At 74.6% G+C, this 24710-nt stretch carries 27 protein-coding genes and 1 riboswitch; of the genes, 12 read left to right on the forward strand and 15 right to left on the reverse strand.

Annotation, left to right across the window (positions count from 1 at the left end; genetic code table 11):
- Positions 1-57: 57 nt before the first annotated feature.
- The 4 genes from ACQPX6_RS15600 to ACQPX6_RS15615 all read right to left on the reverse strand — a co-directional run bounded on the left by ACQPX6_RS15600 (position 58) and on the right by ACQPX6_RS15615 (position 1946).
- Positions 58-546 (reverse strand): MarR family transcriptional regulator, encoded by a 489-nt coding sequence (locus ACQPX6_RS15600; RefSeq protein ID WP_433781112.1) that lies wholly within the window; start codon positions 544-546, stop codon positions 58-60.
- A 23-nt stretch (positions 547-569) separates the two neighbouring features.
- Entirely contained in the window at positions 570-1502 is a 933-nt protein-coding gene (coaA, locus tag ACQPX6_RS15605) for a type I pantothenate kinase (protein WP_433781113.1), read from the reverse strand.
- 109 nt (positions 1503-1611) lie between these two features.
- Entirely contained in the window at positions 1612-1821 is a 210-nt protein-coding gene (locus ACQPX6_RS15610; protein WP_433781114.1) for a hypothetical protein, read from the reverse strand.
- Complete coding sequence (locus ACQPX6_RS15615) at positions 1818-1946, reverse strand: SDR family NAD(P)-dependent oxidoreductase (RefSeq protein ID WP_433781115.1); 129 nt, start codon at positions 1944-1946, stop codon at positions 1818-1820. Before ACQPX6_RS15615 ends, ACQPX6_RS15610 begins: the two co-directional genes overlap by 4 nt.
- A gap of 61 nt (positions 1947-2007) precedes the next feature.
- Between ACQPX6_RS15615 and ACQPX6_RS15620 the strand changes: the two genes are divergently transcribed.
- From ACQPX6_RS15620 to ACQPX6_RS15665, 10 genes are all read left to right on the forward strand, one after another.
- Positions 2008-2472 (forward strand): PPOX class F420-dependent oxidoreductase, encoded by a 465-nt coding sequence (locus ACQPX6_RS15620; RefSeq protein WP_433781116.1) that lies wholly within the window; start codon positions 2008-2010, stop codon positions 2470-2472.
- A 16-nt stretch (positions 2473-2488) separates the two neighbouring features.
- The gene (locus tag ACQPX6_RS15625; RefSeq protein ID WP_433788281.1) at positions 2489-3916 is read left to right on the forward strand and encodes a hemolysin family protein; all 1428 of its coding nucleotides are present in this window, start codon (positions 2489-2491) and stop codon (positions 3914-3916) included.
- Positions 3913-5103 carry a hemolysin family protein gene (locus ACQPX6_RS15630; protein ID WP_433781117.1) on the forward strand — a complete coding sequence of 397 codons (1191 nt, stop codon included), beginning with the start codon at positions 3913-3915 and terminating at the stop codon, positions 5101-5103. The genes ACQPX6_RS15625 and ACQPX6_RS15630 overlap by 4 nt, the downstream gene beginning before the upstream one ends.
- Positions 5100-6107: an NAD(P)/FAD-dependent oxidoreductase gene (locus ACQPX6_RS15635; protein WP_433781118.1), complete on the forward strand. Its 1008-nt coding sequence runs from the start codon at positions 5100-5102 to the stop codon at positions 6105-6107. The genes ACQPX6_RS15630 and ACQPX6_RS15635 overlap by 4 nt, the downstream gene beginning before the upstream one ends.
- Positions 6108-6417: 310 nt before the next feature.
- Complete coding sequence (locus tag ACQPX6_RS15640; protein WP_433781119.1) at positions 6418-7194, forward strand: hypothetical protein; 777 nt, start codon at positions 6418-6420, stop codon at positions 7192-7194.
- A 129-nt stretch (positions 7195-7323) separates the two neighbouring features.
- Positions 7324-8628 (forward strand): MFS transporter, encoded by a 1305-nt coding sequence (locus ACQPX6_RS15645; protein ID WP_433781120.1) that lies wholly within the window; start codon positions 7324-7326, stop codon positions 8626-8628.
- 112 nt (positions 8629-8740) lie between these two features.
- Entirely contained in the window at positions 8741-10129 is a 1389-nt protein-coding gene (locus tag ACQPX6_RS15650; RefSeq protein ID WP_433788282.1) for an APC family permease, read from the forward strand.
- Complete coding sequence (locus tag ACQPX6_RS15655) at positions 10126-10920, forward strand: universal stress protein (protein ID WP_433781121.1); 795 nt, start codon at positions 10126-10128, stop codon at positions 10918-10920. The genes ACQPX6_RS15650 and ACQPX6_RS15655 overlap by 4 nt, the downstream gene beginning before the upstream one ends.
- A 32-nt stretch (positions 10921-10952) precedes the next feature.
- A complete protein-coding gene (locus ACQPX6_RS15660; protein ID WP_433781123.1) occupies positions 10953-11168 on the forward strand; it encodes a helix-turn-helix domain-containing protein in 216 nt (71 codons plus the stop codon).
- A gap of 26 nt (positions 11169-11194) precedes the next feature.
- The gene (locus ACQPX6_RS15665) at positions 11195-11749 is read left to right on the forward strand and encodes a Clp protease N-terminal domain-containing protein (RefSeq protein WP_433781124.1); all 555 of its coding nucleotides are present in this window, start codon (positions 11195-11197) and stop codon (positions 11747-11749) included.
- A 51-nt stretch (positions 11750-11800) separates the two neighbouring features.
- Here ACQPX6_RS15665 and gcvP read toward each other — a convergent pair whose 3' ends face one another.
- The 8 genes from gcvP to ACQPX6_RS15705 form a co-directional block, all read right to left on the reverse strand.
- Positions 11801-14746, reverse strand: a complete 2946-nt coding sequence (gene gcvP, locus ACQPX6_RS15670; protein WP_433781125.1) for an aminomethyl-transferring glycine dehydrogenase — start codon at positions 14744-14746, stop codon at positions 11801-11803.
- 195 nt (positions 14747-14941) lie between these two features.
- Positions 14942-15045, reverse strand: a riboswitch (glycine riboswitch).
- Between the two features lie 76 nt (positions 15046-15121).
- Positions 15122-15739 carry a MerR family transcriptional regulator gene (locus tag ACQPX6_RS15675; protein ID WP_433781127.1) on the reverse strand — a complete coding sequence of 206 codons (618 nt, stop codon included), beginning with the start codon at positions 15737-15739 and terminating at the stop codon, positions 15122-15124.
- Between the two features lie 210 nt (positions 15740-15949).
- Positions 15950-16423, reverse strand: a complete 474-nt coding sequence (locus tag ACQPX6_RS15680; RefSeq protein ID WP_116710890.1) for a bifunctional nuclease family protein — start codon at positions 16421-16423, stop codon at positions 15950-15952.
- A 146-nt stretch (positions 16424-16569) separates the two neighbouring features.
- The gene (ftsR, locus tag ACQPX6_RS15685; protein WP_433781129.1) at positions 16570-17418 is read right to left on the reverse strand and encodes a transcriptional regulator FtsR; all 849 of its coding nucleotides are present in this window, start codon (positions 17416-17418) and stop codon (positions 16570-16572) included.
- Positions 17415-17876 (reverse strand): glycogen accumulation regulator GarA, encoded by a 462-nt coding sequence (gene garA, locus ACQPX6_RS15690; protein ID WP_433781130.1) that lies wholly within the window; start codon positions 17874-17876, stop codon positions 17415-17417. The genes ftsR and garA overlap by 4 nt, the downstream gene beginning before the upstream one ends.
- Positions 17877-18046: 170 nt before the next feature.
- Positions 18047-18436 carry a glycine cleavage system protein GcvH gene (gcvH, locus tag ACQPX6_RS15695; RefSeq protein ID WP_433781132.1) on the reverse strand — a complete coding sequence of 130 codons (390 nt, stop codon included), beginning with the start codon at positions 18434-18436 and terminating at the stop codon, positions 18047-18049.
- A gap of 48 nt (positions 18437-18484) precedes the next feature.
- Positions 18485-19069 carry a CDP-alcohol phosphatidyltransferase family protein gene (locus ACQPX6_RS15700; protein ID WP_433781134.1) on the reverse strand — a complete coding sequence of 195 codons (585 nt, stop codon included), beginning with the start codon at positions 19067-19069 and terminating at the stop codon, positions 18485-18487.
- 30 nt (positions 19070-19099) lie between these two features.
- Positions 19100-19849, reverse strand: a complete 750-nt coding sequence (locus ACQPX6_RS15705; protein WP_433781135.1) for an SDR family oxidoreductase — start codon at positions 19847-19849, stop codon at positions 19100-19102.
- Between the two features lie 24 nt (positions 19850-19873).
- Between ACQPX6_RS15705 and ACQPX6_RS15710 the strand changes: the two genes are divergently transcribed.
- Entirely contained in the window at positions 19874-20983 is a 1110-nt protein-coding gene (locus tag ACQPX6_RS15710; protein ID WP_433781136.1) for a glycosyltransferase family 9 protein, read from the forward strand.
- Here ACQPX6_RS15710 and selD read toward each other — a convergent pair.
- The 3 genes from selD to ACQPX6_RS15725 all read right to left on the reverse strand — a co-directional run bounded on the left by selD (position 20976) and on the right by ACQPX6_RS15725 (position 23317).
- A complete protein-coding gene (gene selD / locus ACQPX6_RS15715) occupies positions 20976-21977 on the reverse strand; it encodes a selenide, water dikinase SelD (RefSeq protein ID WP_433781137.1) in 1002 nt (333 codons plus the stop codon). The genes ACQPX6_RS15710 and selD overlap by 8 nt on opposite strands.
- A 9-nt stretch (positions 21978-21986) precedes the next feature.
- Complete coding sequence (locus ACQPX6_RS15720) at positions 21987-22673, reverse strand: DUF742 domain-containing protein (RefSeq protein ID WP_433781139.1); 687 nt, start codon at positions 22671-22673, stop codon at positions 21987-21989.
- 401 nt (positions 22674-23074) lie between these two features.
- The gene (locus tag ACQPX6_RS15725; protein WP_433781140.1) at positions 23075-23317 is read right to left on the reverse strand and encodes an RNA-binding S4 domain-containing protein; all 243 of its coding nucleotides are present in this window, start codon (positions 23315-23317) and stop codon (positions 23075-23077) included.
- 42 nt (positions 23318-23359) lie between these two features.
- Here ACQPX6_RS15725 and ACQPX6_RS15730 point away from each other — a divergent pair, with 42 nt between their 5' ends.
- Complete coding sequence (locus ACQPX6_RS15730) at positions 23360-24106, forward strand: sulfite exporter TauE/SafE family protein (RefSeq protein WP_433781142.1); 747 nt, start codon at positions 23360-23362, stop codon at positions 24104-24106.
- Positions 24107-24710: the final 604 nt, after the last annotated feature.

Genomic DNA, 24710 nt, shown 5'->3' on the forward strand with positions numbered 1-24710 from the left:
GTGCGTCGTTGCCCGGATGCACAACGTTACACGCGGTGTCTCCGCGTGGTCGGAGCGTCACTCCTCGACCAGGCGTTCCAGGGCCGGCAGCGCGGCCTCCAGCGCGGCCCGCTGCTCGGGGTCCAGCCGGTCGAGGCGCTGGGCGATCGAGGCCGTGCGCTCGGTGCGGATGCGCCGGATGGCCTCGTGCCCCGCCTCCGAGAGGTGGATCAGCGCCGACCGCGCGTCGTTGGGGTCGGGCGTGCGCACGAGCAGTTCGGCGTCGTCGAGCGCGGCCAGGACCCGGCTCATGGTCGGCGGCGTGACCGCCTCGCGCCGAGCCAGCTCGGACAGGCGCAGCGGCGCCTGGTCCTCCAGCGTGGCGAGCACCGACGTCTGCAGGGGTGGCAGGGCCGCGCCCGAGTCGACGCGGATGCGCCGGTTGAGGCGGCCGACGGCCAGTCGCAGGCGGGACGGGAGGTCGGCGTCGGACCACGCTCCCGAGCCGGCCCCGGGACCCCCGGCGCTGCCGGTGGCGGTGTCGGTGTCGGTGTCGGTGACGGACATACCTCATCGTCCCACGACCGGCCCTACAACCGCCGGAGCCGGATCCGGCGCACCGAGTGGTCGCCGCCCTTGGTCAGCACGAGGTCGGCCCGCGAGCGGGTGGGCGCGATGTTCTCCCGCAGGTTCGGCCCGTTGATCTCGTCCCAGAGGGTCGCGGCACGGGCGCGCGCGTCGGTCTCGTCCATCTCGGCGTAGCGCCGGAAGTAGGAGGCGGGGTCGCGGAACGCCGTCTCGCGCAGCGCGAGGAAGCGCTCGACGTACCAGCGGCGCACGTCGGAGGGGTGCGCGTCGACGTAGACGGAGAAGTCGATGAGGTCCGAGACGGCCAGCGCGCTCGCCCGCTCGCCGGTCGCCGGCGCCGGCTGGAGCACGTTGAGGCCCTCGAGCACGAGGATGTCGGGGCGCGAGACCACGCGCTGCTCGTCGAGGACGTCGTAGACGAGGTGGGAGTAGACCGGCGCCGGCACCTCGGGCTTGCCGGCCTTGATGTCGGCGACGAACCGCAGCAGCGCGCGCCGGTCGTAGGACTCGGGGAAGCCCTTGCGCCGCATCAGCCCGCGGCGCTCCAGCTCCGCGTTGGGGTGGAGGAAGCCGTCGGTGGTCACCAGGGCGACGTCGGGGTGGTCGTCCCAGCGCGCGAGCAGCAGGCGCAGCAGCCGGGCGGTGGTCGACTTGCCGACGGACACCGAGCCCGCGATGCCCACGACGAACGGCGTCGCCTGCTCGTCCTGGCGCAGGAACGTCCGGTAGGCCTCCAGCAGGCCGGTGTTGGCGCGCACGTGCAGGTCGAGCAGGCGCGACACCGGCAGGTAGACGTCGCGCACCTCGTCGAGGTCGACGGGATCGCCCAGCGACCGCAGCTCCTCGAGCTCCTCGGCGGTCAACGGCACGGCGCTGGTGTCGCGCAGCTGGGCCCACGTCGCCCGGTCGAAGTCGACGAACGGGCTGCCACTCACCGCTCCGGCCCCGACGCCGGCCCTGCGCTCATGGCGCGCCATTCTCGCGGTCACGGCGCGCCGCGCCACCGGCTGCGGCGCAGGTCACCGAACCGGGGTGCCCGGACGATCACTGTTGTTTGGCCGTCGAGGTCAGCGCGTACTCCACGACGCACACCTCGGGCGGCAGGCCGAGCACGTGCACCACGGCCGCCGCGACGTGCTCGGGCGCGAGGCCCTCGGCGTGCATCCGCTCCCGGAACGCGGCGACGTCCTCGCGGCCCACGGCGTCGCCGGCCATGAGGTCGGTGGCCACGAACCCCGGGGCCACGGTGGTCACGCGCACCCGCGCCGGGCCAGCAGCCCCACCCGCGCCCCGGAGGCCGCGGCGGCCCGGGCCGTCGCCTCCCCGATGCCCGAGGACGCCCCCGTGACCACGACCCGCCGCCCGTCCAGTGCACCCATGCCGGGGACCGTAGGACGCCGAGCGACACGTCCGGTCGCACGGGACGGATACGCTCGGTCCGTGGCGACGGTGGCGACCAACGACCGGGTGGGACGCGAGGAGCTCGACGCGTTCCTCCGCACGAGGCACAAGGCCGTCGTCGTGACGCGGCGGAGCGACGGCGGTGACCAGACCTCGCCCGTCACCCTCGGCATCGACGCCGACGGCCGGCTGCTCGTCTCGACCTACCCGGAGCGGGCGAAGGTGACCAACGTGCGCCGCGACCCCCGGGTGGCCCTGTGCGTGCTCTCCGACGACTTCGACGGCCCCTGGGTGCACGTCGAGGGCGACGCCGAGGTGCTCGACCTGCCCGACGCGCTCGACCCCCTGTGCGAGTACTTCCGCTCGATCTCCGGCGAGCACCCCGACTGGGACGAGTACCGCGAGGCCATGGCCCGCCAGGGCAAGTGCCTCATCCGCCTGACGGTCCGGCACTGGGGCCCCATCGCCACCGGCGGGTTCCCCGCCCGGTTGGCCACGAGCTAGGACGGGGACTCGGACGATCGTGGACGTCCTGCTGTCGGTGCTCGGCCTCGTCGGTTTCGTGGCCGTCACCTGCACCACGGCCATCTTCGTGGCGGCGGAGTTCTCCCTCACCAGCCTCGAGCGCAGCCAGGTCGAGAACCACCTCGCCGAGGTGGACGACCGGCGCGCCAAGATCGTCCAGCGCGCCCACCGCAACCTGTCCTTCGAGCTCTCCGGCGCGCAGCTGGGCATCACGATCACCACGCTGATCACCGGTTACCTCTCCGAGCCGGCGATCGCGACGCTGATCTCCCCGCTGCTCGAGGACGTCGGGCTGTCGGCGGGCGCCGCGGGCGGTACGGCGGCGGTGATCGCTCTGGTCTTCGCCACCGGGCTGTCGATGGTCTTCGGCGAGCTGGTGCCCAAGAACCTGGCGATCGCCCGCCCGCTGGGCACCGCGCGGATGGTCGCGGGACTGCAGTCCGGCTTCTCCCGGGTGTTCTCGTTCTTCATCACCGGGCTCAACGGCTCGGCCAACTGGGTCGTGCGCCGGCTCGGGATCGAGCCCGCCGAGGAGCTGCGCTCGGCGCGCTCACCCCAGGAGCTCGGCTCGCTGGTCACCACCAGCGCGGCGCAGGGCACGCTCGACGAGGGCACCGCCGAGGTGATGGCGCGCTCGCTGCGGGTCGCCGAGCGCCGCGCCGACGAGCTGATGACCCCGCGCGTGCGGGTCGAGTCGCTGGGCCAGGACGCCACGGTCGACGACCTCATCGCCGCGACGGTGCGCACCGGCTTCTCGCGCTTCCCCGTGGTCGACCGCGACCTCGACGACATCCGCGGCGTCGTCCACGTCAAGCAGGCGTTCTCCGAGCCCCGCGCGCGCCGCGGCACCACCAAGCTGCGCAACCTCATGCGCACCCCCACCACGGTGCCCGACTCGCTCGACGGCGACGAGCTGCTCGACCGCCTGCGCGGCGCCGGGCTGCAGATGGCCCTCGTGGTCGACGAGTACGGCGGCACGGCGGGCATCGTCACCCTCGAGGACCTCGTCGAGGAGATCGTCGGCGACGTCCGCGACGAGCACGACCGCGGCGAGGCGGCCCGGGTGCGCGGCGAGGGGCCCGACACCTGGATCGTCTCCGGGATGCTGCGCCCGGACGAGCTCGAGGAGGTCGTGGGCTGGGCGTTCCCCGAGAACGAGGTCTACGAGACCCTCGCCGGCTTCTTGCTGGCCGAGCTCGGGCGCATCCCGTCGGTCGGCGACACGGTCACCACCGAGGACGGCACCACGCTCGTCGTCACCCGCATGGTGCGCCGGCGCATCGCCGACGTGCGCATCGATCGGCCCGCGGGCTCCAGCGTGGGCTCCGGCCCGGACGAGCGGGACCAGGACGCGGCGGGGCGCGAGCTCACGGTGCGCGACCACGACGTGCGCGACCGGAAGAAGTCGGGGGTGAGCTCGTGAGCGACGGCCTCGCCCTCGTGCTGATGATCGCGCTGCTCGGCGCGAACGGGTTCTTCGTCGGCGCCGAGTTCTCGCTGATCTCCGCCCGGCGCGACCGGCTGGAGGCCCTGCTCGCCGAGGGCACCGCCGGCGCGGGCAGCGTCATCCGCGCCTCCGAGCACCTCTCGATGATGCTCGCCGCCGCCCAGCTCGGGATCACGATCTGTTCCCTCGCGCTGGGCTCGCTCGGCGAGCCCGCGGTGGCCCACCAGCTCGAGGCGGTGCTGACGCCGATCGGCGTGCCCGAGGTGCTCATCCACCCCATCGCCTTCGTGATCGCGCTCGCGATCGTGACGGTGCTGCACATCGTCATCGGCGAGATGGTGCCCAAGAACATCGCGATCGCCGGGCCCGAGCGCACCTCGCTGTGGCTGGTGCCGCCGCTGGTCGCGTTCCTCAAGGTCACGCGGCCGGTCATCGTCGTGCTCAACTGGATCGCCAACCACGTGCTGCGCCTGTTCGGCGTCACACCGGTGGACGAGCGCGAGTCGGCCTACACGCCGCAGGAGATCGCCGAGATGCTCTCCGAGTCCCGCCGGGAGGGCCTGCTCGACGCGTCCCAGACCCGGCGGCTGACCCAGGCGCTCAGCTCCGCGGAGCACACCGTCGCCGACGTGATGATCCCGCTGGAGCGGGTCACGGTGCTGCCGCCCAACCCCACGGTCGGGGCGGTCGAGGAGGCGGTGGCGCGCACCGGGTTCTCGCGGTTCCCCGTGGAGGCCCCCGAGGCGCCCGACGCCCATCCCCGTCTCGACACCCACGCCCAGGAGCCGGGCACCACGCCCCTGACGCCGCCCCACGACGACCCGGTGCCGCCCGGCCACGCGCCGGTCGTCGCGCTGGACGGGTACCTGCACGTCAAGGACGTCCTCGACCTCGGCGAGCCCGAGGACGGCGCCGAGGACGGCACCGACGAGGGCGACCGCCTCGTGCCCAGCGAGCGCGTGCGCGCCCTGCCCGAGCTCGCGCTCACCGCGCCCGTGGACGAGGCGCTCGCCGCCCTGCGCCGCGAGGGCTCGCACCTCGCGCGCGCGGTGGACGGCGACGGCGCGACGGTGGGCCTCGTCGCCATGGAGGACCTCGTCGAGGAGTACGTCGGCACGGTGCGCGACAGCACCCACGTCACGCGCTCGGGCGCCCGCTCGTGAGCGCTCCCGAGGCGCAGGACGTCCTCGTCGTCGGCGGGGGCATCAGCGGCGTCGCGTGCGCCCGCGCGCTCACCGAGTCCGGCACGCCGGTGCGCCTGCTCGAGCGCGCGCACCGCGTCGGCGGGCGGATGTCGAGCAAGCCGGTCCCCGCGGACGCCGGCCGGGTGGTCGACCTCGGCGCCGCGTACTTCACGGTGCGCGACGAGGAATTCGCCGCGGTCGCCGAGAGCTGGCGCCGGCGGGGCTTCGCGGTGCCGTGGACCGACACGCTGGCCAGCCACGAGCCCGACGGCTCGTGGACCTCGAAGTCCGGCCCCGAGCGGTGGTGCGCGCCCGGTGGGCTGCGCACGCTGGTCGACGACCTGGCCCGCGACCTGCGGATCTCCTACGGCCACACCGTCACCGCCGTCGGCCCCGGGCCCGCGGTCGACGGGCTCGCGGCGCGCGCGGTGGTGCTCGCGATGCCCGACCCGCAGGCCGCGCGCCTGCTGGATCCGGCGCTGGGGGCCGCGGCGGTCGTCGCCGGCCGCACGTGGCAGCCGGTGATCTCAGTGGCCCTGGGTTACGGGCACCGCGGCTGGGAGCACCTGACGCCCCCGGGGTCGAGCTCCGCTCCGCTCCGTCTCCGGGCGGCGTTCGTCAACGGCCACCCCGACGTCTCCCTCGTCGCCGACGACGGCGACCGGCGCGGCGACCTCGCCCCGGTCCTCGTCGCGCACACCACCGCCGAGCGGGCGCGGCAGCACCTCGACGACCCCGACGGCGCGATCGCCCCCGTGGTCGCCGCCGTCACCGAGCTGCTCGGGCTCACCGACGCGCCCGCGTGGACCCACGCGCACCGCTGGAGCTACGCCAGCCCCGCCGAGCCCCACGACGGCGAGTTCTCCCTCGACGACGACCTCGTCGGGCTGTGCGGCGACGGCTGGGGCAGCCCGAAGGTCGAGACGGCGTGGCGCTCGGGCACCCTGCTGGGCCGCGCGATCGCGGAGCGCCTGGGCGGCTGACCGGTCGTCGCGGACGCTGACCGACGGGCGCGGACCGCCGACCGCGTCGGCGCTCCCGCCCGCCGTGGAGCAGGCAACCTGCCCTGGTCCGGGTCAACGCTTGGTCTACAGTCGCTCACGGAACGGTCACGAGCAGGTCACGGCTCCCCACCTCAGACCTCGCTCTCCCCGCACGGCGACCACCGACCCCGACGGTGCCGCCGGGCCGTTCCGCGTGAGTGGAAGGCAGAACGTGACACGGCAACGCTCCCCCTGGGGCCGTGACGCGCAGGCCACGAGCCGACGCGAGCCCCGCACCGTCCCCTTCGTCATGCCCGTCGGCGCCCCCCGCGGCACCGCGCGGCACCGCTCCCCCGCCCGCGCCGCGGTGCGCCACGGCGCGGTGGCCGCCGGCCTGACCGGTAGCGCGCTGGCCCTCGTCGGTCCGGCGGTGATCGCCCTTCCCGAGCAGGACGCCGCGACGACCCTCGAGCTCTCGGCGCAGGGCGAGGCCCTCGCGTCCACCACGTCCCGCTCCACCTCCGCGACACCGTCCGCCGAGGTCAGCCCGGTGAGCAGCGCCGGTGGCGGGGCGGCGTCGGCCGACCTCATCAAGGCCGCCGAGCGCGACCGCGCCGCCGACGCCGCCACGGCGCGGCAGGCCGAGGAGGACGCCGCCGAGCAGGAGCAGGCCACGGCGGCCGCCGCCGAGGAGCAGCGCACCGCGTCGGTGACCGGCTGCGGCGCCTCGGGCTCCTACGGCGGCGTGGCCGACTCCGTGCAGGAGGTCGGCAACGCCATGGAGTGCGTGTTCCCGGGCCACGACGTCCTCGGCGTCGGCAGCCGCGGCAACGCCTCGGACCACCCCAGCGGCTACGCGCTCGACTTCATGACCACGAGCGGCGACGCGATCGCCGACTGCGTCATCGAGAACAGGAACGCGCTCGGCGTCGAGTACGTGATCTGGAACCAGCGGATCAACACCGGATCCGGCTGGGAGGGCATGGAGGACCGCGGCGGCGCCACGGCCAACCACGAGGACCACGTGCACATCTCGTTCGAGCACGGCGGCTCCCCCGACGTCTCGGCGCTGCGCAGCTGCGGCTGAGTCCTCACCTCGGACTTCACACGCCCTTGACCCGCCTGGTTCCCTGGTCGGGTGTCGACGGAGACGAGCGGGTCGAGCACGGACAGTGAGCTCGGGCGGCGGACGGTACGGCGGGTCGTCTGGCGGTTGATGCCCCTGCTGGGGCTGCTCTACTTCGTCAACTACCTCGACCGCGTCAACATCGGCTTCGCCGGTCCGAACGGCATGAACGCCGAGCTCGGGATGACCGCGACGGTGTTCGGCCTCGCGTCGGGGATCTTCTTCGTCGGCTACCTGCTGCTCGAGGTGCCCAGCAACCTCGCCCTGCACCGCTTCGGCGCGCGCCGCTGGATCACGCGCATCCTGGTCTCGTGGGGCCTGGTCGCGTCGATCATGGCGTTCGCCCCGAACGCGACGACGCTGATCGTCCTGCGCTTCCTGCTCGGCGTCGCCGAGGCCGGCTTCTTCCCCGGGATCATCCTGTACCTGACCTTCTGGTTCCCCGCGGAGTACCGGGCGCGGGCGGTCGGCTGGTTCATGGTCGCGGTGCCGATCTCGACCGCGGTGGGGTCGACGGTCAGCGCGTTGATCATCTCGGCGGGTGACGGGCTGTTCGGGCTGTCGGGCTGGCGGGTGATGTTCCTGCTCGAGGGCATCCCGGCGATCGTGCTCGGCATCGTCACGTTCTTCGCCCTCACCGACCGACCCGAGCAGGCACGCTGGCTCGCCGAGGACGAGCGGACGTGGCTGCGCCGGCGTCTGGACGCCGAGTCCGCCGAGGTGGAGGCCGCCGGGCACTGGCCGCTGCGCCGCGCGCTGACCGCGCCCCGCATCCTCGTCCTCGCCTTCGTCTACTTCGGCGTCACCTACGGGCTCTACGCCCTGGGCTTCTTCCTGCCGACGATCGTCTCCGGGTTCGAGCAGCAGTTCGGGACCAAGCTCGGCATCGTCGAGAAGGGCCTGGTCACGTCCGTGCCCTATGCGGTGGCGGCCATCGGCATGGTGCTGTGGAGCCGCGCGGCCGACCGCTCCGCCTCCCGCTCCGACGGCGGCTTCCTCGCCGGCGAGTCCGGGCGGCGCTGGTGGCTGGCGCTGCCGATGATCCTCGGCGGGATCGCCATCCCGATCGCGCTCTACCAGAGCAACCCGTTCTGGACGATGGCGGCGGTGACGGTCTGCGCGGTCGGGACCTGTGCGGCCCTGCCCACCTTCTGGCCGCTGCCCTCGCAGTTCCTCACCGGGGCGGCCGCCGCCGGTGGCATCGCGCTGATCAACTCGCTGGGGAACCTCTCGGGCTTCGTGGCGCCGTACGTCACCGGCGGGCTCGCCGACCTCACCGGCAGCCAGCGGGCGGGCCTCTGGGTGGTCGGCGCGGTGACCGTCCTCGGGGCGGTCCTCGCGCTCCTCGTGGGGCGTGCGCACGACCGCTCCACCGCGCACGGCCCCACGGGTTAGGCTCCCGCGCGCCCGCTCGACGGCGAGAGGCCCACCACCGCAGAGCCCGAGGGGGACGCCCGTGCCCGGAGCCGATCGCGGCGCCTTCCTGCGCCGCAAGTCCGTCGAGGCGATGGCCGCCGAGACCGGCGCCGACGCCACCCCCGGGCACGAGGGCGGGACCCTGCAGCGCTCGATCGGCCTCGTGCAGCTGGTGGCCATCGGCATCGGCGCCACCGTCGGCACCGGCATCTTCTTCGTGCTCTCCTCGGCCACGCCGGAGGCCGGGCCCGCGGTGGTCCTGTCGTTCGTCCTCGCGGCCATCACCGCCGGGCTCACCGCGCTCTGCTACGCCGAGCTCGCCTCGGCGGTGCCGGTGGCGGGGTCGTCGTACTCCTACGCCTACGCCACCCTCGGCGAGGGCGCGGCCATGGGCGTGGCCGCCTGCCTGATCCTCGAGTACCTCGTGTCGTCGGCCGCGGTCGCCGTCGGCTGGTCGGAGTACCTCAACGCCCTGCTCGAGGCCACGATCGGCGTCCGGGTCCCCGACGCGCTCTCGGGCGCGCCCGGCGCGGGCGGCGTCGTCAACCTCCCGGCCGTGGTGCTGGTCGTGCTGTGCACGCTGCTGCTGGTGCGCGGGGTGCGCGAGTCCGCGGCCGCCAACGCCGTCATGGTCGCGATCAAGCTGGCGGTGCTCCTGCTGTTCGTCGGGCTGGCGTTCACCGCGTTCAACGCCGACAACTTCGCGCAGTTCGCCCCGCTGGGCGTCGGCGGGATCGGTGCGGCCGCGGGCACCGTGTTCTTCTCGTTCATCGGACTCGACGCGGTGTCCACCGCGGGCGAGGAGGTGCGCGACCCGCGCCGCACGCTCCCCCGCGCGCTGATGCTCGCGCTCGTCGTCGTCACCGTCATCTACCTGCTGGTCGCGCTCGCGGCGCTGGGCGCCCAGCCGTGGGGCGAGTTCGAGGGCCAGGAGGCGGGCCTCGCGGCGATCCTCGGCGAGGTCACCGGCGCGGCCTGGCCGGGCATCGTCATCGCCGCGGGCGCCGTCATCTCGATCTTCAGCGTGACGCTCGTGACCATGTACGCCCAGACCCGCATCCTGTTCTCCATGAGCCGGGACGGGATGCTGCCGCCCCTGCTCTCGCGGGTGGACCCGCGGACGCTGACGCCCGTGCCCACCACGGTGATCGTCGGCGTCGGCGTGGCGCTGCTGGCCGGGCTCGTGCCGCTGGACGTCCTCGCCGACCTGGTCAGCATCGGCACGCTCGTGGCGTTCTCGGTGGTGTCGATCGGCGTGATCATCCTGCGGCGGACCGCGCCCGACCTGCCCCGCGGGTTCCGGGTGCCGGGCTACCCGGTCACCCCGATCCTGTCGATCGCCGCCTGCCTCTACCTCGTGGCGAGCCTGTCCTGGATCACCTGGATCGTCTTCGCGGCGTGGGTGTCCGTCGCCCTCGTGTTCTGGGCGTTCTACGGGGCGCGGCACTCCCGCCTCGCCCGCACCGGGGAGGGATCGTGAGCGTCCTCGTCGGCCAGGTGCCGGACCGGTCCGCCGACGCGGCCCGGCGTCTCGGGGTCCGGCTCGCCCGGGCCCTGGGCGAGCCGCTGGTGCTGTGCACGGTCACGCACCCGGGCGGTTCCGCCGCCGACGAGGTCCCCGCGGAGGACGTCGAGGGCGTGCCGGTCGAGGTCGTCCACGTCGCCGACCGCTCGATCCCCGGCGGCCTCGCCCGCGCCGCGCACACCCACCAGGCCGAGGTGGTCGTCCTCGGCGACGGCCCGTCGGGCGCCGGCACCGTGGGCGCCCGCCTGGCCCGGGCCGCCGACGTCGCGGTCGCGCTCGCCGGCGCGTCGCCGGGCGACGGCCCGATCGCGCGGGTGACCTGCGCGTACGGCGGCGGGCGCGACTCCGCCGGCGTGCTCGCGGCGGCCGCCGACCTGGCCCGGCGGACCTCCGCGGCACTGCGCGTCGCCTCGTTCGCCCCGCAGCGCGGACCCACCGTGCCGCCCGAGGCGGGGCTGCACGCCGTGCGCGTGGTGGTCGAGACGTGGCGCGAGCAGGTGCTCGCCGCGCAGCGGGACGCGCTCGCGTCCCTGGGCGTGGAGGCCGAGACCCTGGCCGTCGCCGACACCACCGTCGAGCAGGCCGTCGCCGGCCTCGACTGGGACTCCGGCGACCTGCTCGTCGTCGGCACCGCCGCCGCCCACGCCGCCACCCGCCTGCTGCTCGGCGACCCCGGCGCGGCGGTGCTGCGCGCGGCGCCGGTGCCGGTGGTGCTCACGCCGGGAGCGGCTGTCAACCGTCGTTGACAGGCGCGCTGTGTCAACCTAGATTGACACGCATGGCTGATGCGACCGCGGTGGCGGCGGCGGCGTCCTCGCGGGACCCGGCGACGGGCCTCGCGGCGGTGGCGTCGCTGCGCTCCCTGCTCGAGTCCCTCGAGGAACTGCAGGTGCGCAACGCGCGCGACCAGGGCTGGTCCTGGCAGCAGATCGCCGAGGGACTCTCGGTCAGCCGGCAGGCGGTGCACAAGAAGTACCGCCGCCACGTGTCCTGATCTCCGGGCGACGGCGGGAGGCCGACGTGTTCGAACGATTCACCGAGCCGGCACGGCGGGTGGTGGTGCTGGCACAGGAGGACGCGCGCGAGCGCGGCGACCAGAGCATCGGCAGCGAGCACCTGCTGCTCGCCCTGTGCGGGGCGGGCGGCACCCCCGGGGCGGGGCTGCTCGCGGCGCAGGGGGTCACGGCCGCCGCCGTCGAGGCGGACCTGCGACGCGGCGAGCGACCCGGCGGCCCCGACCTGCCCGACCGCGAGGCGCTGGCCAGCGTCGGCATCGACCTCGACGAGGTCCGCGGCCGCATCGAGGACGCGTTCGGTCCGGGCGCGCTCGAGAACACCCGCGCCGCGGGGCGTGGGCGCCGGCGGCTCTGGGGCCACATCCCCTTCGAGCCGGGCGCGAAGAAGGCGCTCGAGTACTCGCTGCGCGAGGCGGTGCGCCGGGGCGACCGGTCGCTGGGCACCGAGCACCTGGTCCTGGGCCTGCTCCACGAGGAGACCGGGCGGGCGTCGACCCTGCTCCGCGCCCGCGGGCTCACCCTCGAGGGGATGCGCGCCGTGTGGCCTCCGGCCATGTGAGCACTTCTTGGTGCTGGCGCACCAAGAAGTGCTCACGTGCGCGGAGCGCACCTACTCCGCGAGCTCCTCCAGCGGCGGGCAGGAGCAGACGAGGTGGCGGTCGCCGTGCGCGGCGTCGATGCGGCGCACCGGCGGCCAGATCTTCGCCGGGCGCCCGGCGGCCGGGAACGCCGCCTCCTCGCGGGTGTACGCGTGGTCCCACCCCCCGGTGAGCACCGAGCGCGCGGTGAAGGGCGCGTGCACGAGCGGGTTGTCGTCCGCCGGCCACTCCCCCGACTCCACGCGGGCGACCTCGCCGCGGATCGCGATCATCGCGTCGCAGAAGCGGTCGATCTCGTCGAGGTCCTCGGACTCCGTGGGCTCGACCATGAGCGTCCCGGCCACCGGGAACGACATCGTCGGGGCGTGGAAGCCGTAGTCGGCGAGGCGCTTCGCGATGTCGTCCACCGAGATCCCCGACGCCTTGGTCAGCGGGCGCAGGTCGAGGATGCACTCGTGCGCCACGTGGCCGCCCGGCCCCGTGTAGAGCACGGGGAAGTGCTCGTCGAGGCGCCGGGCGACGTAGTTCGCCGCCGCGACCGCGGTCAGCGTCGCGCGCCGCAGCCCGTCGACGCCCATCAGCCGCACGTAGGCCCAGGAGATCGGCAGGATCGACGCCGACCCCCAGGGCGCGCCGGCCACGGGTCCGACGCCCGTGTCCGGGCCGGCCGCGGGCTGCGCGGGGTGGTTGGGCAGGAACGGCGCGAGGTGCTCGACGACGCCGATCGGGCCGACGCCGGGCCCGCCGCCGCCGTGGGGGATGCAGAAGGTCTTGTGCAGGTTCAGGTGGCTGACGTCGGCGCCGAAGCGCCCGGGCCGGGCCAGCCCGACCAGGGCGTTGAGGTTGGCGCCGTCGACGTAGACCTGCCCGCCGGCGTCGTGCACGGCCGCGCAGACCTTGCGCACGTGCGGCTCGTACACGCCGTGCGTCGACGGGTAGGTGATCATGATGGCGGCGAGCGCGTCGCCCACGTCGGCGATCACCTTCCGCAGGTCCTCGACGTCCACGTCGCCGCGCTCGGTCGTCCTGACGACCTTGACCCGCATGCCCGCCGAGATCGCCGACGCCGCGTTGGTGCCGTGCGCCGAGGACGGGATGATGCACACGTCGCGGTGCTGGTCGCCCCGGCTGTGGTGGTAGGCGCGGATCGCGAGCAGGCCCGCGAGCTCGCCCTGCGAGCCGGCGTTGGGCTGCAGCGACACCGCGTGGTAGCCGGTGAGGTGCACCAGCCAGTCCTCGAGGTCGCGGATCACCTGCAGCATCCCCGGCGCGTCGGAGGCGGGCGCGAACGGGTGCAGGTCGCCGAAGCCGGGGTCGGTGATCGGCTCCATCTCGGCGGTGGCGTTGAGCTTCATCGTGCAGGAGCCCAGCGGGATCATGCTGCGGTCCAGCGCGACGTCCTTGTCGGAGAGCTCGCGCAGGTAGCGCAGCAGCGACGTCTCGCTGCGGTATCGGTGGAACACCGGGTGGGTGAGGTAGGGCGACGTGCGCCCCAGCGCCGCGGGCACCGCGTCGGCGGTGGCGGCGTCGAGCTCCTCGGGGTCGACCTCGCCGGCGCCCAGCGCGCGCCACAGGGCGCGGAGGTGCTCGCGCGTCGTGCGCTCCGAGCAGGAGATCCCGACGTGGTCGGCGTCGACCTCGCGCACGAGGATGCCCTCGCCGCGGCACGCGGAGACCGCCGCCGGCGCCCCGTCGGGCACGTGGACGAGCACGGTGTCGAAGAACTCGCGGTGCACGACCTCGACGCCGCCCTTGACCAGGCCCGCGGCCAGCACGGCGGCCATGCGGTGGGTGCGCCGGGCGATGGCGTGGATGCCGTTCGGCCCGTGGTGCACGGCGTACATGGCGGCCATCACCGCGAGCAGCACCTGGGCGGTGCAGATGTTGCTCGTGGCCTTGTCGCGGCGGATGTGCTGCTCGCGGGTCTGCAGCGCGAGCCGGTGCGCCGGGTTCCCGTCGGCGTCGACCGACGTGCCGACGAGCCGCCCGGGCAGCTGGCGCGCGAGCCCCTGGCGCACGGCGAGGAAGCCCGCGTGCGGGCCGCCGAAGCCCAGCGGCACCCCGAAGCGCTGGGTCGAGCCGACCGCGACGTCCGCGCCGATCTCGCCGGGCGGGGTGACGACGGCGGCGGCCAGCAGATCGCAGGCCACGACGACGGCGGCGCCGCGGTCGTGGGCGGCCTCGACGACGCCGCGGTGGTCGCGCAGCACGCCGGACGCGCCGGGCGCGGCGAGCAGGAGGCCGAAGAAGTCGTCCGTCGGGAGCTCGGCGGTGACGTCGACGAACGCCAGCTCGATGCCGAGCGCCTCAGCGCGCGTGCGGAGCACCGCGATCGTCTGCGGCAGCGTGTCGGCGTCGACGAGGAAACGGGGAGCCCTGTCCTTCTGTGGCTGTGTCTTGTCCGCGCGGCGCAGCAGCAGCATGGCCTCGGCCGCGGCCGTCGACTCGTCGAGCATGGAGGCGCCGGCGACGTCGAGGCCGGTGAGGTCGCAGACGACGGTCTGGAAGTTCAGCAGCGCCTCGAGCCGCCCCTGGCTGATCTCGGGCTGGTAGGGCGTGTAGGCGGTGTACCAGGCCGGGTCCTCGAGCACGTTGCGGCGGATCACCGGCGGGGTGATCGTGCCGTGGTAGCCCAGCCCGAGCATCGGCTCCAGGGTGGTGTTGCTCGCGGCGAGGGCGCGCAGCTCCTCGAGCACCTGCGCCTCGGTGGCGGGCGGCGGCGGCGCGGCACCGGTCGGGTCGTCGGACCAGTCGGCGGGGTCGCTGCGGATCGACGAGGGCATCGCGGTGTCGGCGAGCTCCTCGAGCGACCCGACGCCGATCGTCTCGAGCATGCGGGCGAGGCCGCGCGCGTCGGGGCCGATGTGGCGGTCGGCGAAGGGCACGCCGTGCTCGAGCGCCGCGAGCGGCGCGGAGTTCCACGGGGACTGGGACGGGGATCCGTGCGGTGCGGTCACGACGCCTCCGGAGGCAGGGCGGTCAGGGGCCTCACGCGCAGCGGGCGTCAGCGTCCGTCGCGCGGCCTCCCCCTCTGCCACTGCCCGCCACCGTGCGAGCGCCTGAGAGCTTCGCCGGTCGGGTGGGCTCACCCTCGGCTTGCACCATCGGCGGGTGGCCGGCCCGGGAGCCGGTCACCACTTTCCAGAGATCGTCTCCTCCGCGCGGTCGGGGTGCCTGAGAGGTTCCGGGGAGGAGTTGCTCCTTCGGCGCCTGCAGCCAGAGGCTTCTGTGTGCAGGTCTCTCCCGCGCGGTGTCCAAGAACGACGCGGTGAGGATAGCGCAACGGACACCGGACCCCCAGGTCCGTCGTGTCCCGTGTCACCCCGCCCGGATCAACCGGCGGAGCGGGTCCCCCGTGCACGGCGTGAGGCGAGCTCGTCCTCCGGGGAGTGGTCGACCACCGCGGAGTCGGCGCGCTCGGCCGGGAACCGCGCGATGGTCCCGGAGATCTCGCGCATGGCTCCGCCGACGGCGATGCCGAAGACACCCTGGCCGCCCTGGAGCAGGTCGACGACCTCCTCGGGCGACGTGCACTCGTAGACCGTGACCCCGTCGGAGAACAGGGTGATGCGGGCGAGGTCGCGCACGCCGTGGCGGCGCAGCTGCTCGACGGCGAGGCGGATGTTGTTCAGCGAGACGCCGGTGTCGAGGAGGTTCTTGACCACCTTGAGCACCGCGAGGTCCTTGAACGAGTACAGCCGCTGCGAGCCCGACCCGGTGGCGGTGCGGATGCTCGGGACCACGAGCTTCGTGCGCGCCCAGTAGTCGAGCTGGCGGTAGGTGATGCCGACGATCTGGCACGCCGCCGGGCCGCGATAACCGACGACCTCGTCCATCCCCGGGATCGCGTCACCGAAGACCTGGTCGTCGAACAGCGATCCCTGCTCGCCCTCGGGGCCGAGGGGCTCGAGCTCGGGGCCGGCGGGTCCGCCGTCCTCGCCACCGCTCACCGATTGCCTCCTCGTTCCGTTGTGACGCCGACGGTACGAGCGGCGGAGATGGGGGTCAACGCGACGCGCGGCTACTCTCGACCTCGACTTGAGAGTGAGGCTAGTGGGCCGTGTCGGAGTGTCTCCCCCTACCCCCCGACACCGCGGCGCCCGACGGCTGACGTCACGCGACGAAGGAGCGTGAGGGCAGCGCTCGGGCTTGCCGCGACACTAAGTGTCGGCGCCGCGGAAGTCCTCGGGCGAGACGGAGTCGAGGAACTCGCGGAACTTCTCGACCTCGTCCTCCTGCTCGTCGGGGATGACGAGGCCCGCCTCGGAGAGCACGCCCTCCTCGGCGTGGATCGGCACGCCGACCCGCAGGGCGAGCGCGACCGAGTCGCTGGGCCGGGCGGAGACGCGGACGTCACCGTCGAACACCAGCTCGGCGTAGAAGGTGCCCTCCTGCAGGTCGATGATCCGGACCTGCTCGAGGCGGCGGTCGAGCGCGCCGAGCACGTCCTTCAGCAGGTCGTGCGTGAGCGGGCGGGCGGGCTTGACGCCCTGCTGCTCGAGGGCGATGGCGGTGGCCTCCACCGAGCCGATCCAGATCGGCAGGTAGCGGTCACCCTCGGCCTCCCGCAGGAGGAGGATCGGCTGGTTCGCGGGAAGCTCGACCCGAACGCCCACGACACGCATCTCGCTCATGCGACTCGCCCTCCTCGTCACGGTCGAGCTCCGCTCCGCCGCCCAGCGTTCGGGCGACGTGCCGAGACGCTACACGCTCGGGACCCCCCGTGCGCGGGCCCGCGAAGGCCTCCGCGGGCCGGTCGCCCGGCGTGTCGGCGCTTGCTTCAGCGCCGGTGACCCTGGCGCAGACCGGCCCCCACGAGCAGGGCGTGCAGGCGCCCGGAGAGGGCCGCGAGCTCGGCGGAGAGCTCCTCGGCGCGGCGCGCGGCCTCGGGCCCGCGGCTGCGGGCGACGGGGGTCACGAGCTGGGTGAGCAGGCCGACCTCGCGGTCCGCGCTGGCCCGGGCCGAGCGCAGCAGGCGCGGTTCGACGCCGAGGCGGGCGAGCGACGCCGCGGTGCGGGCGACGAGCACGTCCTCGGGCTCGAAGCGGCCGTCGGCGTCGGGACGCAGGATGCCGTGGTGCTCGAGGCCGTCGAGCAGCGTGGCGTCCACGCCGTCCTCGGCGAGCAGCACGTCGCGACCCACGGTGTCGGCGCGCGAGGTGCGGGCGCCGTCGGGGTCCTCGTCGGGCTCGACGCGGTCGGCCACCGAGGCGAGGCTGCGCACGCGGGCGGTCGCGGCCGGCGACGGTGCGCCCGTCGGCCCCCCGGGTCCGCCCGGCCCCCCGGGTCCGCCGGTGTCGGCCGTGTCTCCGCCCGGCGCCCCGTCGCCGGGCAGCGCGGGCGCGCCGCCGGACGGGTCGCGGTCGAACTCGTCGAGCTTGGCGCGGATGACCTTGAGCGGGAGGTAGTGGTCGCGCTGCGCGGAGAGCACGAAGCGCAGGCGGACGACGTCGCTGTGCGAGAACTGCCGGTACCCCGCCGCGGTGCGTGCCGGGCGGATCAGCCCCTCGGACTCGAGGAACCGGATCTTGGAGATCGTGATCTCCGGGAAGTCGGCCCGCAGCGCGTCGAGCACCGAGCCGATCGAGAGGGGGGATCCCCCCGGCTCCGACAGCCCGGCGGCGGTCACTCCAGCCCCGCCCCCGCGGACCCGCCGTCACGCGGGCCGGTGAGGAACACGAGGCGGAACTTGCCGATCTGCACCTCGTCGCCGTTGGCGAGCACCGCGGTGTCCACCGGCTCGCGGTTGACGTAGGTGCCGTTGAGACTGCCGACGTCCACCACGACGAACTCGGCACCGTCGCGGCGGAACTCCGCGTGGCGCCGGGAGACCGTGACGTCGTCGAGGAAGATGTCCGAGTCCGGGTGCCGGCCGGCGCTCGTCGTGTCCCGGTCGAGCAGGAACCGCGAGCCCGCGTTCGGGCCGCGCTTGACCACCAGGAGCGCCGAGCCGGCGGGCAGCGAGTCGACCCCGGACACCGGGGCGTTGCGCGACTCCGCCTCGGGCTCGGCGAGGAAGTCGGCCCGGAAGACCGACGTCGTCTCGCCCTGACGCTCGGGGGGGACCGGGGGACCGCCTGTGCTCACCGTGCTCCTCCGTCGTGTCGTGCTCGGTCTCACGGATCGTCGCGAGGTGGCCGTCACGGTACCGGTCCCCGTCACGGGGTCGAGGCCCTCCCCACCCACCGTGAGCGAGGAGCCCTGTGCCGTGGCGGAGCGTGTGGACGCGTCGTCACGACCGGGTCGCGGTGCGGGCCTCAGGAACCGTCGATGAGCTGCTGGTAGGCCGAGGCCTCGAGCAGCTCGGAGACGGCGTCCGCGTCCGGCAAGCGCAGCTCCATCATCCATCCGGAGCCGTACGGATCGGAGTTGATGAGCTCGGGCGTGTCGGTGAGCCCGTCGTTGACCGCGGTGACCTCGCCGTCGAGCGGGGCGTAGATCTCCGAGACCGACTTGGTCGACTCGACCTCCGCGATCGACTCCCCCGACGTCACCGAGGCGCCGACGGTGGGCAGCTGCACGAAGACCACGTCGCCGAGCTGGTCCTGGGCGTAGTCGGTGATGCCGACCCGGACGACCGACGGGTCGCCCTCGGTGGCGGTGATCCACTCGTGCTCGGCGGTGTAGCGCAGGCCCTCGGGGACCACCGGCGGCTCCTCACGTCGTTGGTTACTGCAGCGTACGAAGGCGGCAGGCTAGCGGGCCGGGTCCGCGACGGGCGAGCGCACGAGCTGGATCAGGTAGAGCGTTCCCGACCACAGGTGCAGCGCGATCCCCCACGCGGTGAAGGCGTAGGCGAACGGGCGGGCGAGGTCGGCGCCGGGCCAGTCCATCTGCGCGAGCAGCAGCAGCGGGAAGGCGTAGAGCAGGTTCAGCGTCGCGGCCTTGCCGACGTAGAGCACCGGGAACGCGAGGTAGCCCTTGCGCCGCAGCAGGGGCAGCGCGGCCGAGACGACGACGTCGCGCCCGATGATCAGCACCAGCACCCACCACGGCACGATCCCCCGGATGAGGAACGCCACCAGCGTCGCGACCGTGTAGAGCCGGTCGGCGAGGGGGTCGAGCAGCTCGCCCAGGCGGCTGTACTGGTCGAGGGCGCGCGCGAGGCGCCCGTCGAGCCAGTCGGTGATCCCGCTGGCCATGAGCACCACCAGCGCCCAGCCGTCGGCCCGCGGGCCCAGCAGGAGCCAGAGGAACAGCGGGACCCCGAGCAGGCGCAGGAAGCTCAGCGCGTTGGGCACGGTGAGCCAGCGCTCGCCGGCGAGCTCGCGGAGGGTCACGGCCCGGGAGTATCCCCCGGGCCGCCGCGGTCAGCGCGCCGTCCAGCCCATGTCCATCGTCACCGGGGATCCGGTGAACGTGGACCCCGCCGGGGTGTTGAGGAAGGCGACGACGTCGGCGACCTCGGAGGGCTCGATCAGCCGCTTGCGCGCGTGGGGCGTGAGGATGACCTCCTCGAGGACCCGGTCCTCGCTGATCCCGTGGGCGCGGGCCTGGTCGGCGATCTGCTTCTCCACCAGCGGGGTGCGCACGTAGCCGGGGCACACGGCGGTCGCGGTGATCCCGTCGGCGGCGCCCTCGAGGGCGAGGGTCTTCACCAGGCCGAGCACGCCGTGCTTGGCCGAGACGTAGCCGGCCTTGAACGGCGAGGCGGCCAGCGCGTGGGCCGAGGCGATCGCGACGAACCGCCCGCCCTCGGGGGCTGCGCGCAGCGACTCCCACGCGTACTTGGCGAGCAGGAACGGGCTGGTCAGCAGGATCGCCAGCAGCGCGTCCCAGCGGTCCTCGTCGAAGTCGACCACCGGCGAGACGTGCTGGAAGCCGGCGTTGGCCACGACGAGGTCGAGGCGCCCGAAGTGCTCGAGCGCCGTGTCCACCGCGGTCCGGTTGCCCTCGCGCGTGGTCAGGTCGGCGCCCAGGGACGGGCCGGGCAGGGTCTCGTCGGCCTTGAGGTCCACGCCGAGGACCGACCATCCGTCGCCCGTCAGCCGATCGACGATCGCCCGGCCGATCCCGCTGCCCGATCCGGTCACCACCGCTGCTCGCTGCTCGCTGCTCATGCCCCGACCGTAAGCTGTCGCGCCGTGATCGCTCCCGCCAGCGGCCCCGCCCTCGGCCTGCCGGCCCAACCCGCTCCCCCGGTCCCCGACGTCCGCCGCATCGCCGTCCTGCGCGCCAACGGCCTCGGCGACTACGTCGTCGCCGAGCCCGCGCTCTCGGCCCTGCGCGACGCCTACCCCGACGCCGAGGTCACCCTCCTCGGCGCCCGCCACCACGTCGCGCTCCTCGAGGGCCGGCCGTCGCCGGTGGACCGCGTCGTCACGGTGCCCCTGGTGCCCGGGGTGCGCGTCGGCCCCGACCCCGACGCAGGAGAGGACGAGGTCGAGGCCTGGTGCGCCGAGCGCCGCGCGGAGGGCTACGACCTCGCCGTGCAGCTGCACGGCGGCGGGCGGAACTCCAACAAGCTGCTGCTGCGCCTCGGCGCGCGGGTCACGGTCGGCGCCGCCACCCCGGACGCGCCCCGGCCGGACCGCTGGGTGCCGTACTGGCCCTACCAGCACGACACGATCCGCTGGCTCGAGGTCGCGGCCGCCGCGGGCGCGACACCGACCCGCGTGGAGCCGCGCGTCGCGGTCACGCCCGCCGACCTCGACGCCTCGCACGCCGTCGTCCCGCCCGGCGAGGCGCCGCTGCTCGTCGTGCACCCCGGGGCCACCGACGCCCGCCGCTGCTATCCCGAGGAGCGCCTCGGCGCGATCGCCCAGGACCTCGCCGACCGCGGCGCCCGCGTCGTCGTCGCCGGCGGCAGCGGGGAGGCCGAGCGCGTCGACCGCGTGGTGTCGGGGATGCGGTGCACCCCGGAGACCGCGGTCGGCACCCTCGACCTTCCCGCGCTGGTCGGGCTGCTCTCGCGGGCGACGGTGATGCTCGGCAACGACTCGGGCCCGCGGCACCTCGCGGCCGCCGTGGGCACGCCGACCGTCGCCGTGTTCACCTACGCCAACCTCGCCGACGTCGCCCCCCTGACCCGCGTCTGGCACCGCGTGCTCGTGTCGTGGCACGGCGGGTGCCAGGTGTGCGGGCGCCGGGTGCTCGACGGCTGGTGCGGGCACGGGGCGAGCGCCACCCACGACGTCGACGTCGAGGAGGTGCGCGAGGCGGCGGCCGACCTGTGGGAACAGGCCCTCAGCTGACCAGCAGCGTCGTCCCGTCCTCGGCGGCCACGATCTCGCCGATCACCGGGTGGCCGGGGATCTCGCCGGCCAGCAGCAGCCCGCCCGAGGTCTGGGCGTCCGCGAGCAGTAGGGCCACGGTCTCGTCGACGTCGAGGCGCGCGTGCGGGCGCACCCAGTCGAGGTTGCGCCGCGAGCCGCCCGGCACGTAGCCGTCGCGGGCCGCCTCGCGCGCGCCGTCGAGGAACGGGACCGCGCTGCTGTCGATCACCGCGGTGACCCCGGACGCCCGGGCCAGCTTGTGCGCGTGGCCCAGCAGCCCGAAGCCGGTGATGTCGGTGCCCGCGCGGATTCCGGCGGCGACCGCGGCGCGCGAGGCCTCGGCGTTGAGCGTCGTCATGACCTCGATGGCCTGGTCGAACGCCTCCCCCGTGGCCTTGTGGCGGTTGTTGAGCACGCCGAGCCCGAGGGGCTTGGTCAGCGTCAGCGGCGTGCCCGGGCGGGCGGCGTCGTTGCGGATGAGGCGGTCGGGGTCGGCGGTGCCGGTGACCGCCATGCCGTACTTGGGCTCGGGGTCGTCGACGGAGTGCCCGCCGGCGACGTGGCAGCCCGCGAGATCGGCGACGGCCAGCCCGCCGCGCAGCACCTCGGCGGCGAGGTCGTAGGGCAGGACGTCGCGCGGCCAGCAGAGCAGGTTGAGCGCGATCACCGGCCGCCCGCCCATGGCGTAGACGTCGGAGAGCGCGTTGGCGGCGGCGATCCGGCCCCAGTCGTAGGGGTCGTCGACGACCGGGGTGAAGAAGTCGGTGGTCGCGATGAGCGCGAGCCCGTCGCGGATGAGCACCGCCGCGGCGTCGTCGCCGTCCTCGAGCCCGACGAGGAGCTCGCCCGCGCGCTCGGTGGTCGGCGAGGGCAGCAGGCCCCGGACCACGTCCTCCAGCTCGCCGGGCGGGATCTTGCAGGCGCAGCCGCCACCGTGGGCGTAGCTCGTCAGGCGCTGGGTCGTCGCGGTCACGACCCCGTTCTACAGCCTGTGCAGCCCGTCCAGCACCCGCTGCATCATGTCGCGGGACGGGGCACCCGAGGCGGCGACGGCGCGGGGGTGCACGAGCAGCAGGCCCGCGCCCGCCATGTCGTCGATGATCACCCGGGCGACGCCCAGGGGCACCGCGAGCAGGGCGGCGACCTCGGCCACCGAGCGCGGGTCGTCGACGACGTCGCCGAGCGCCACGTGCTCGGGGTCCTCCATCGGCGGGCGCGGCGACGGGATCGACACGAGGGTCTCGACGGCCAGGTCCGCCTTGGTCCGCGTGCGCCCGCGGGTGCGGACGTAGGGCCGGACGCGGGTGCGCGTGCTCTCGGGCGGTGCCGCCGCGGTGAGGAACAGCGGCAGGGTGGGCGCGTCGTCGGGATCGGGGTCCGCACGGCGGCGCACGGGCGGCGGCGCCTGGGCGGACACCACCACGTCCTCGGCGGCGGTGCGCTCGGCGAGGCGGCGGGTCCGGCGGCTGCGGGAGTTGAAGCGGGCGCCGGTGCGGCCGACGGACGCCTCGTCCGGGTCGGCGTCGGGCAGGGTCCCCGTGAACGCCTGGGCCTCGACCTCGGGTTCCGCGGCGTCGTCCCCGTCCACGGGGCGGGGGAAGCGGGCCCCGGTGCGCCCGACCCGTGGCGCGCGCCGGCGCCGCCGGGCGTCGCCGTCGGCCTCGCTCACGCTGCGCTCCCTACCTCACCCCGATCGGCGGACGGGTCGTCCGCCGAGCCGCCCGTCCGGGGGTCGCGCAGGGTCCGGGGCCCACGGCTCGTCGCCACGATAGAGCAGCTCGGGGGCTCGCCACACGGCCGGACGAGGAGGCTTCACGAGAGCGTCACGACGCTCACGGCACGTGACGGGCCGGTCACACGGTGACGATGTGGTCACGCCTCCAGGACGACCCGGTGTCGACCTCATCGGCGGCCGTGTCCAGCGACGACGGGCCCGCGGGGTGGCGCTACGCTTCTCCTCAGCCCCACCTTGACCTCTCTCCGTGGGGCTTTTCCCACCGAGGCTCGGGGTCGTCGTCGTTCCACCCGGTTCGCCGGGACGGCGACTCCGAGCCTCGTTGCTTGTACACATCAACTGCCGGCGTCGGCGATGCGCACGCGCACCCGCTCCTCCCCCAGGGCGACGACGTCGCCGCCGCCGAGCTGCCGTCCCCGGCGCGCCTCGGGGCGGCCGTTGACCGTGACCTCGCCGGCCTCGAGCACCTCCCGCGCGGCGGCGCCGTGCTCGACGAGACCGGCGAGCTTGAGCAGCTGGCCGAGGCGGATGCCGTCGTCGCGGACCTCGACGTCGCGGATGGGTGAGCGGTTGTCCACGCCCGCGAGTGTGCCGGGCGCCGCGGTGGTGTGATGGCGGCGATGGGCGTAGCGCTGCTGGTCCTCGCCGGGGTGGCCGCGGGGCTCACCGGCTCGATGGCGGGGCTGGCGTCGCTGTTCTCCTACCCGGCGCTGCTCGCGGTCGGCCTCTCCCCCGTCGTCGCGAACCAGACGAACACGATCGCGCTGGCCGTCAGCAGCGTCGGCTCGATGCTCGGCTCCCGCCCGGAGCTGCGTGGCCAGGCGCCGCGTGTCCTGCGCCTCCTGCCGCTGACGATCCTGGGCGGGGCGATCGGCGCCGGCCTCGTGCTGCTCACCCCGTCCGACGCCTTCGCGCTCATCGTCCCGTTCCTCGTCGCGGGGGCCTCGTTGGTGCTGCTCTGGCGCCCGCGCGCCGACGCGGCGCCGGTCTCGTCGCGCGCCGGTCGGGCCCTGACCACGGTCGGGGTGATCGCCGTCGGCGTCTACAGCGGCTACTTCGGCGCCGCCGCGGGCGTGGTGATGATGGCCCTGCTCGTCCGGGCCCTCGCCGACTCGCTGGTGCGTGTCAACGCGGTGAAGAACGTGCTGCTCGGGGCGTCGAACGCGGTCGCGGCGATCGGCTTCACGGTGGTCGGCGACGTCGCGTGGTCCTCGGCGCTCCCCCTGACCCTCGGCCTGCTCGTGGGCAACTACTGCGGTCCGGCCATCGCCCGCCGCCTGCCCCCGACGGTGCTGCGCGTGGGCATCGCCTGCGCCGGGTTCGTGCTGGCGGCGGTGCTGCTGCAGCGGGCGCTCGCGGGGCCGTGAGGGTCGCTCTCGGCGACATAGCGCCAAGATCGCGTCGAGACCGACAGGCCCGGGCCGTGCCGCTCGTTCCGATCTCGACGCGATCTTGTGCATAGGTCGCACAGAACGGGCCCGCGCCCGCGTCTGGCCCGACCGACCTGTGCGTGGCGGGGCCGCCGGGGTTCCGAGGGGCTTCCGTCGACATAGGGCCAAGATCGCGTCGAGACCGACGGACCCGGCGTGTACCCGCGCGGTCATTCTCGACGCGATCTTGTGCGTAGGTCTCACGGAACGGCGCACGGGCGGCGCCGCGCGCAGTCGTCGGCGCCGGGCTCGTGCCGGCGGCGGTGCTATTGCCGCCGGCACTCAGGGCACCGGCGACCTACCGCCAAGATCGCGTCGAGGCTGACGAGCCCCGGCTCGTGCCACGTGTCGGTCTCGGCGCGATCTTGTACGTAGGTCGCACGGACCGGTCCGGGCGCCGCCCGCGAGGTCGCCGCGGCCTTCGGCCCGGCCGCGATGCCGTGCCTTCAGCGCTCAGGGCTCGCGACGACATGCGCCCAAGATCGCGTCGAGACCGACGACCCCCGGGCTCGTGCCGCCCGTCGATCTCGACGCGATCTTG

The organism is Actinomycetospora sp. CA-101289 (genome assembly GCF_050955895.1).
Taxonomy (GTDB): Bacteria; Actinomycetota; Actinomycetes; order Mycobacteriales; family Pseudonocardiaceae; genus Actinomycetospora.

Coding starts and splice junctions, on each gene's coding strand:
- ACQPX6_RS15730 (WP_433781142.1), top strand. CDS start 23,360: ATGGGCGTAGCGCTGCTGGTCCTCGCCGGGGTGGCCGCGGGGCTCACC.
- ACQPX6_RS15660 (WP_433781123.1), top strand. CDS start 10,953: ATGGCTGATGCGACCGCGGTGGCGGCGGCGGCGTCCTCGCGGGACCCG.
- ACQPX6_RS15705 (WP_433781135.1), bottom strand. CDS start 19,849: ATGAGCAGCGAGCAGCGAGCAGCGGTGGTGACCGGATCGGGCAGCGGG.
- ACQPX6_RS15600 (WP_433781112.1), bottom strand. CDS start 546: ATGTCCGTCACCGACACCGACACCGACACCGCCACCGGCAGCGCCGGG.
- ACQPX6_RS15640 (WP_433781119.1), top strand. CDS start 6,418: ATGCCCGTCGGCGCCCCCCGCGGCACCGCGCGGCACCGCTCCCCCGCC.
- ACQPX6_RS15680 (WP_116710890.1), bottom strand. CDS start 16,423: ATGAGCGAGATGCGTGTCGTGGGCGTTCGGGTCGAGCTTCCCGCGAAC.
- ACQPX6_RS15650 (WP_433788282.1), top strand. CDS start 8,741: ATGGCCGCCGAGACCGGCGCCGACGCCACCCCCGGGCACGAGGGCGGG.
- ACQPX6_RS15645 (WP_433781120.1), top strand. CDS start 7,324: ATGCCCCTGCTGGGGCTGCTCTACTTCGTCAACTACCTCGACCGCGTC.
- ACQPX6_RS15615 (WP_433781115.1), bottom strand. CDS start 1,946: ATGGGTGCACTGGACGGGCGGCGGGTCGTGGTCACGGGGGCGTCCTCG.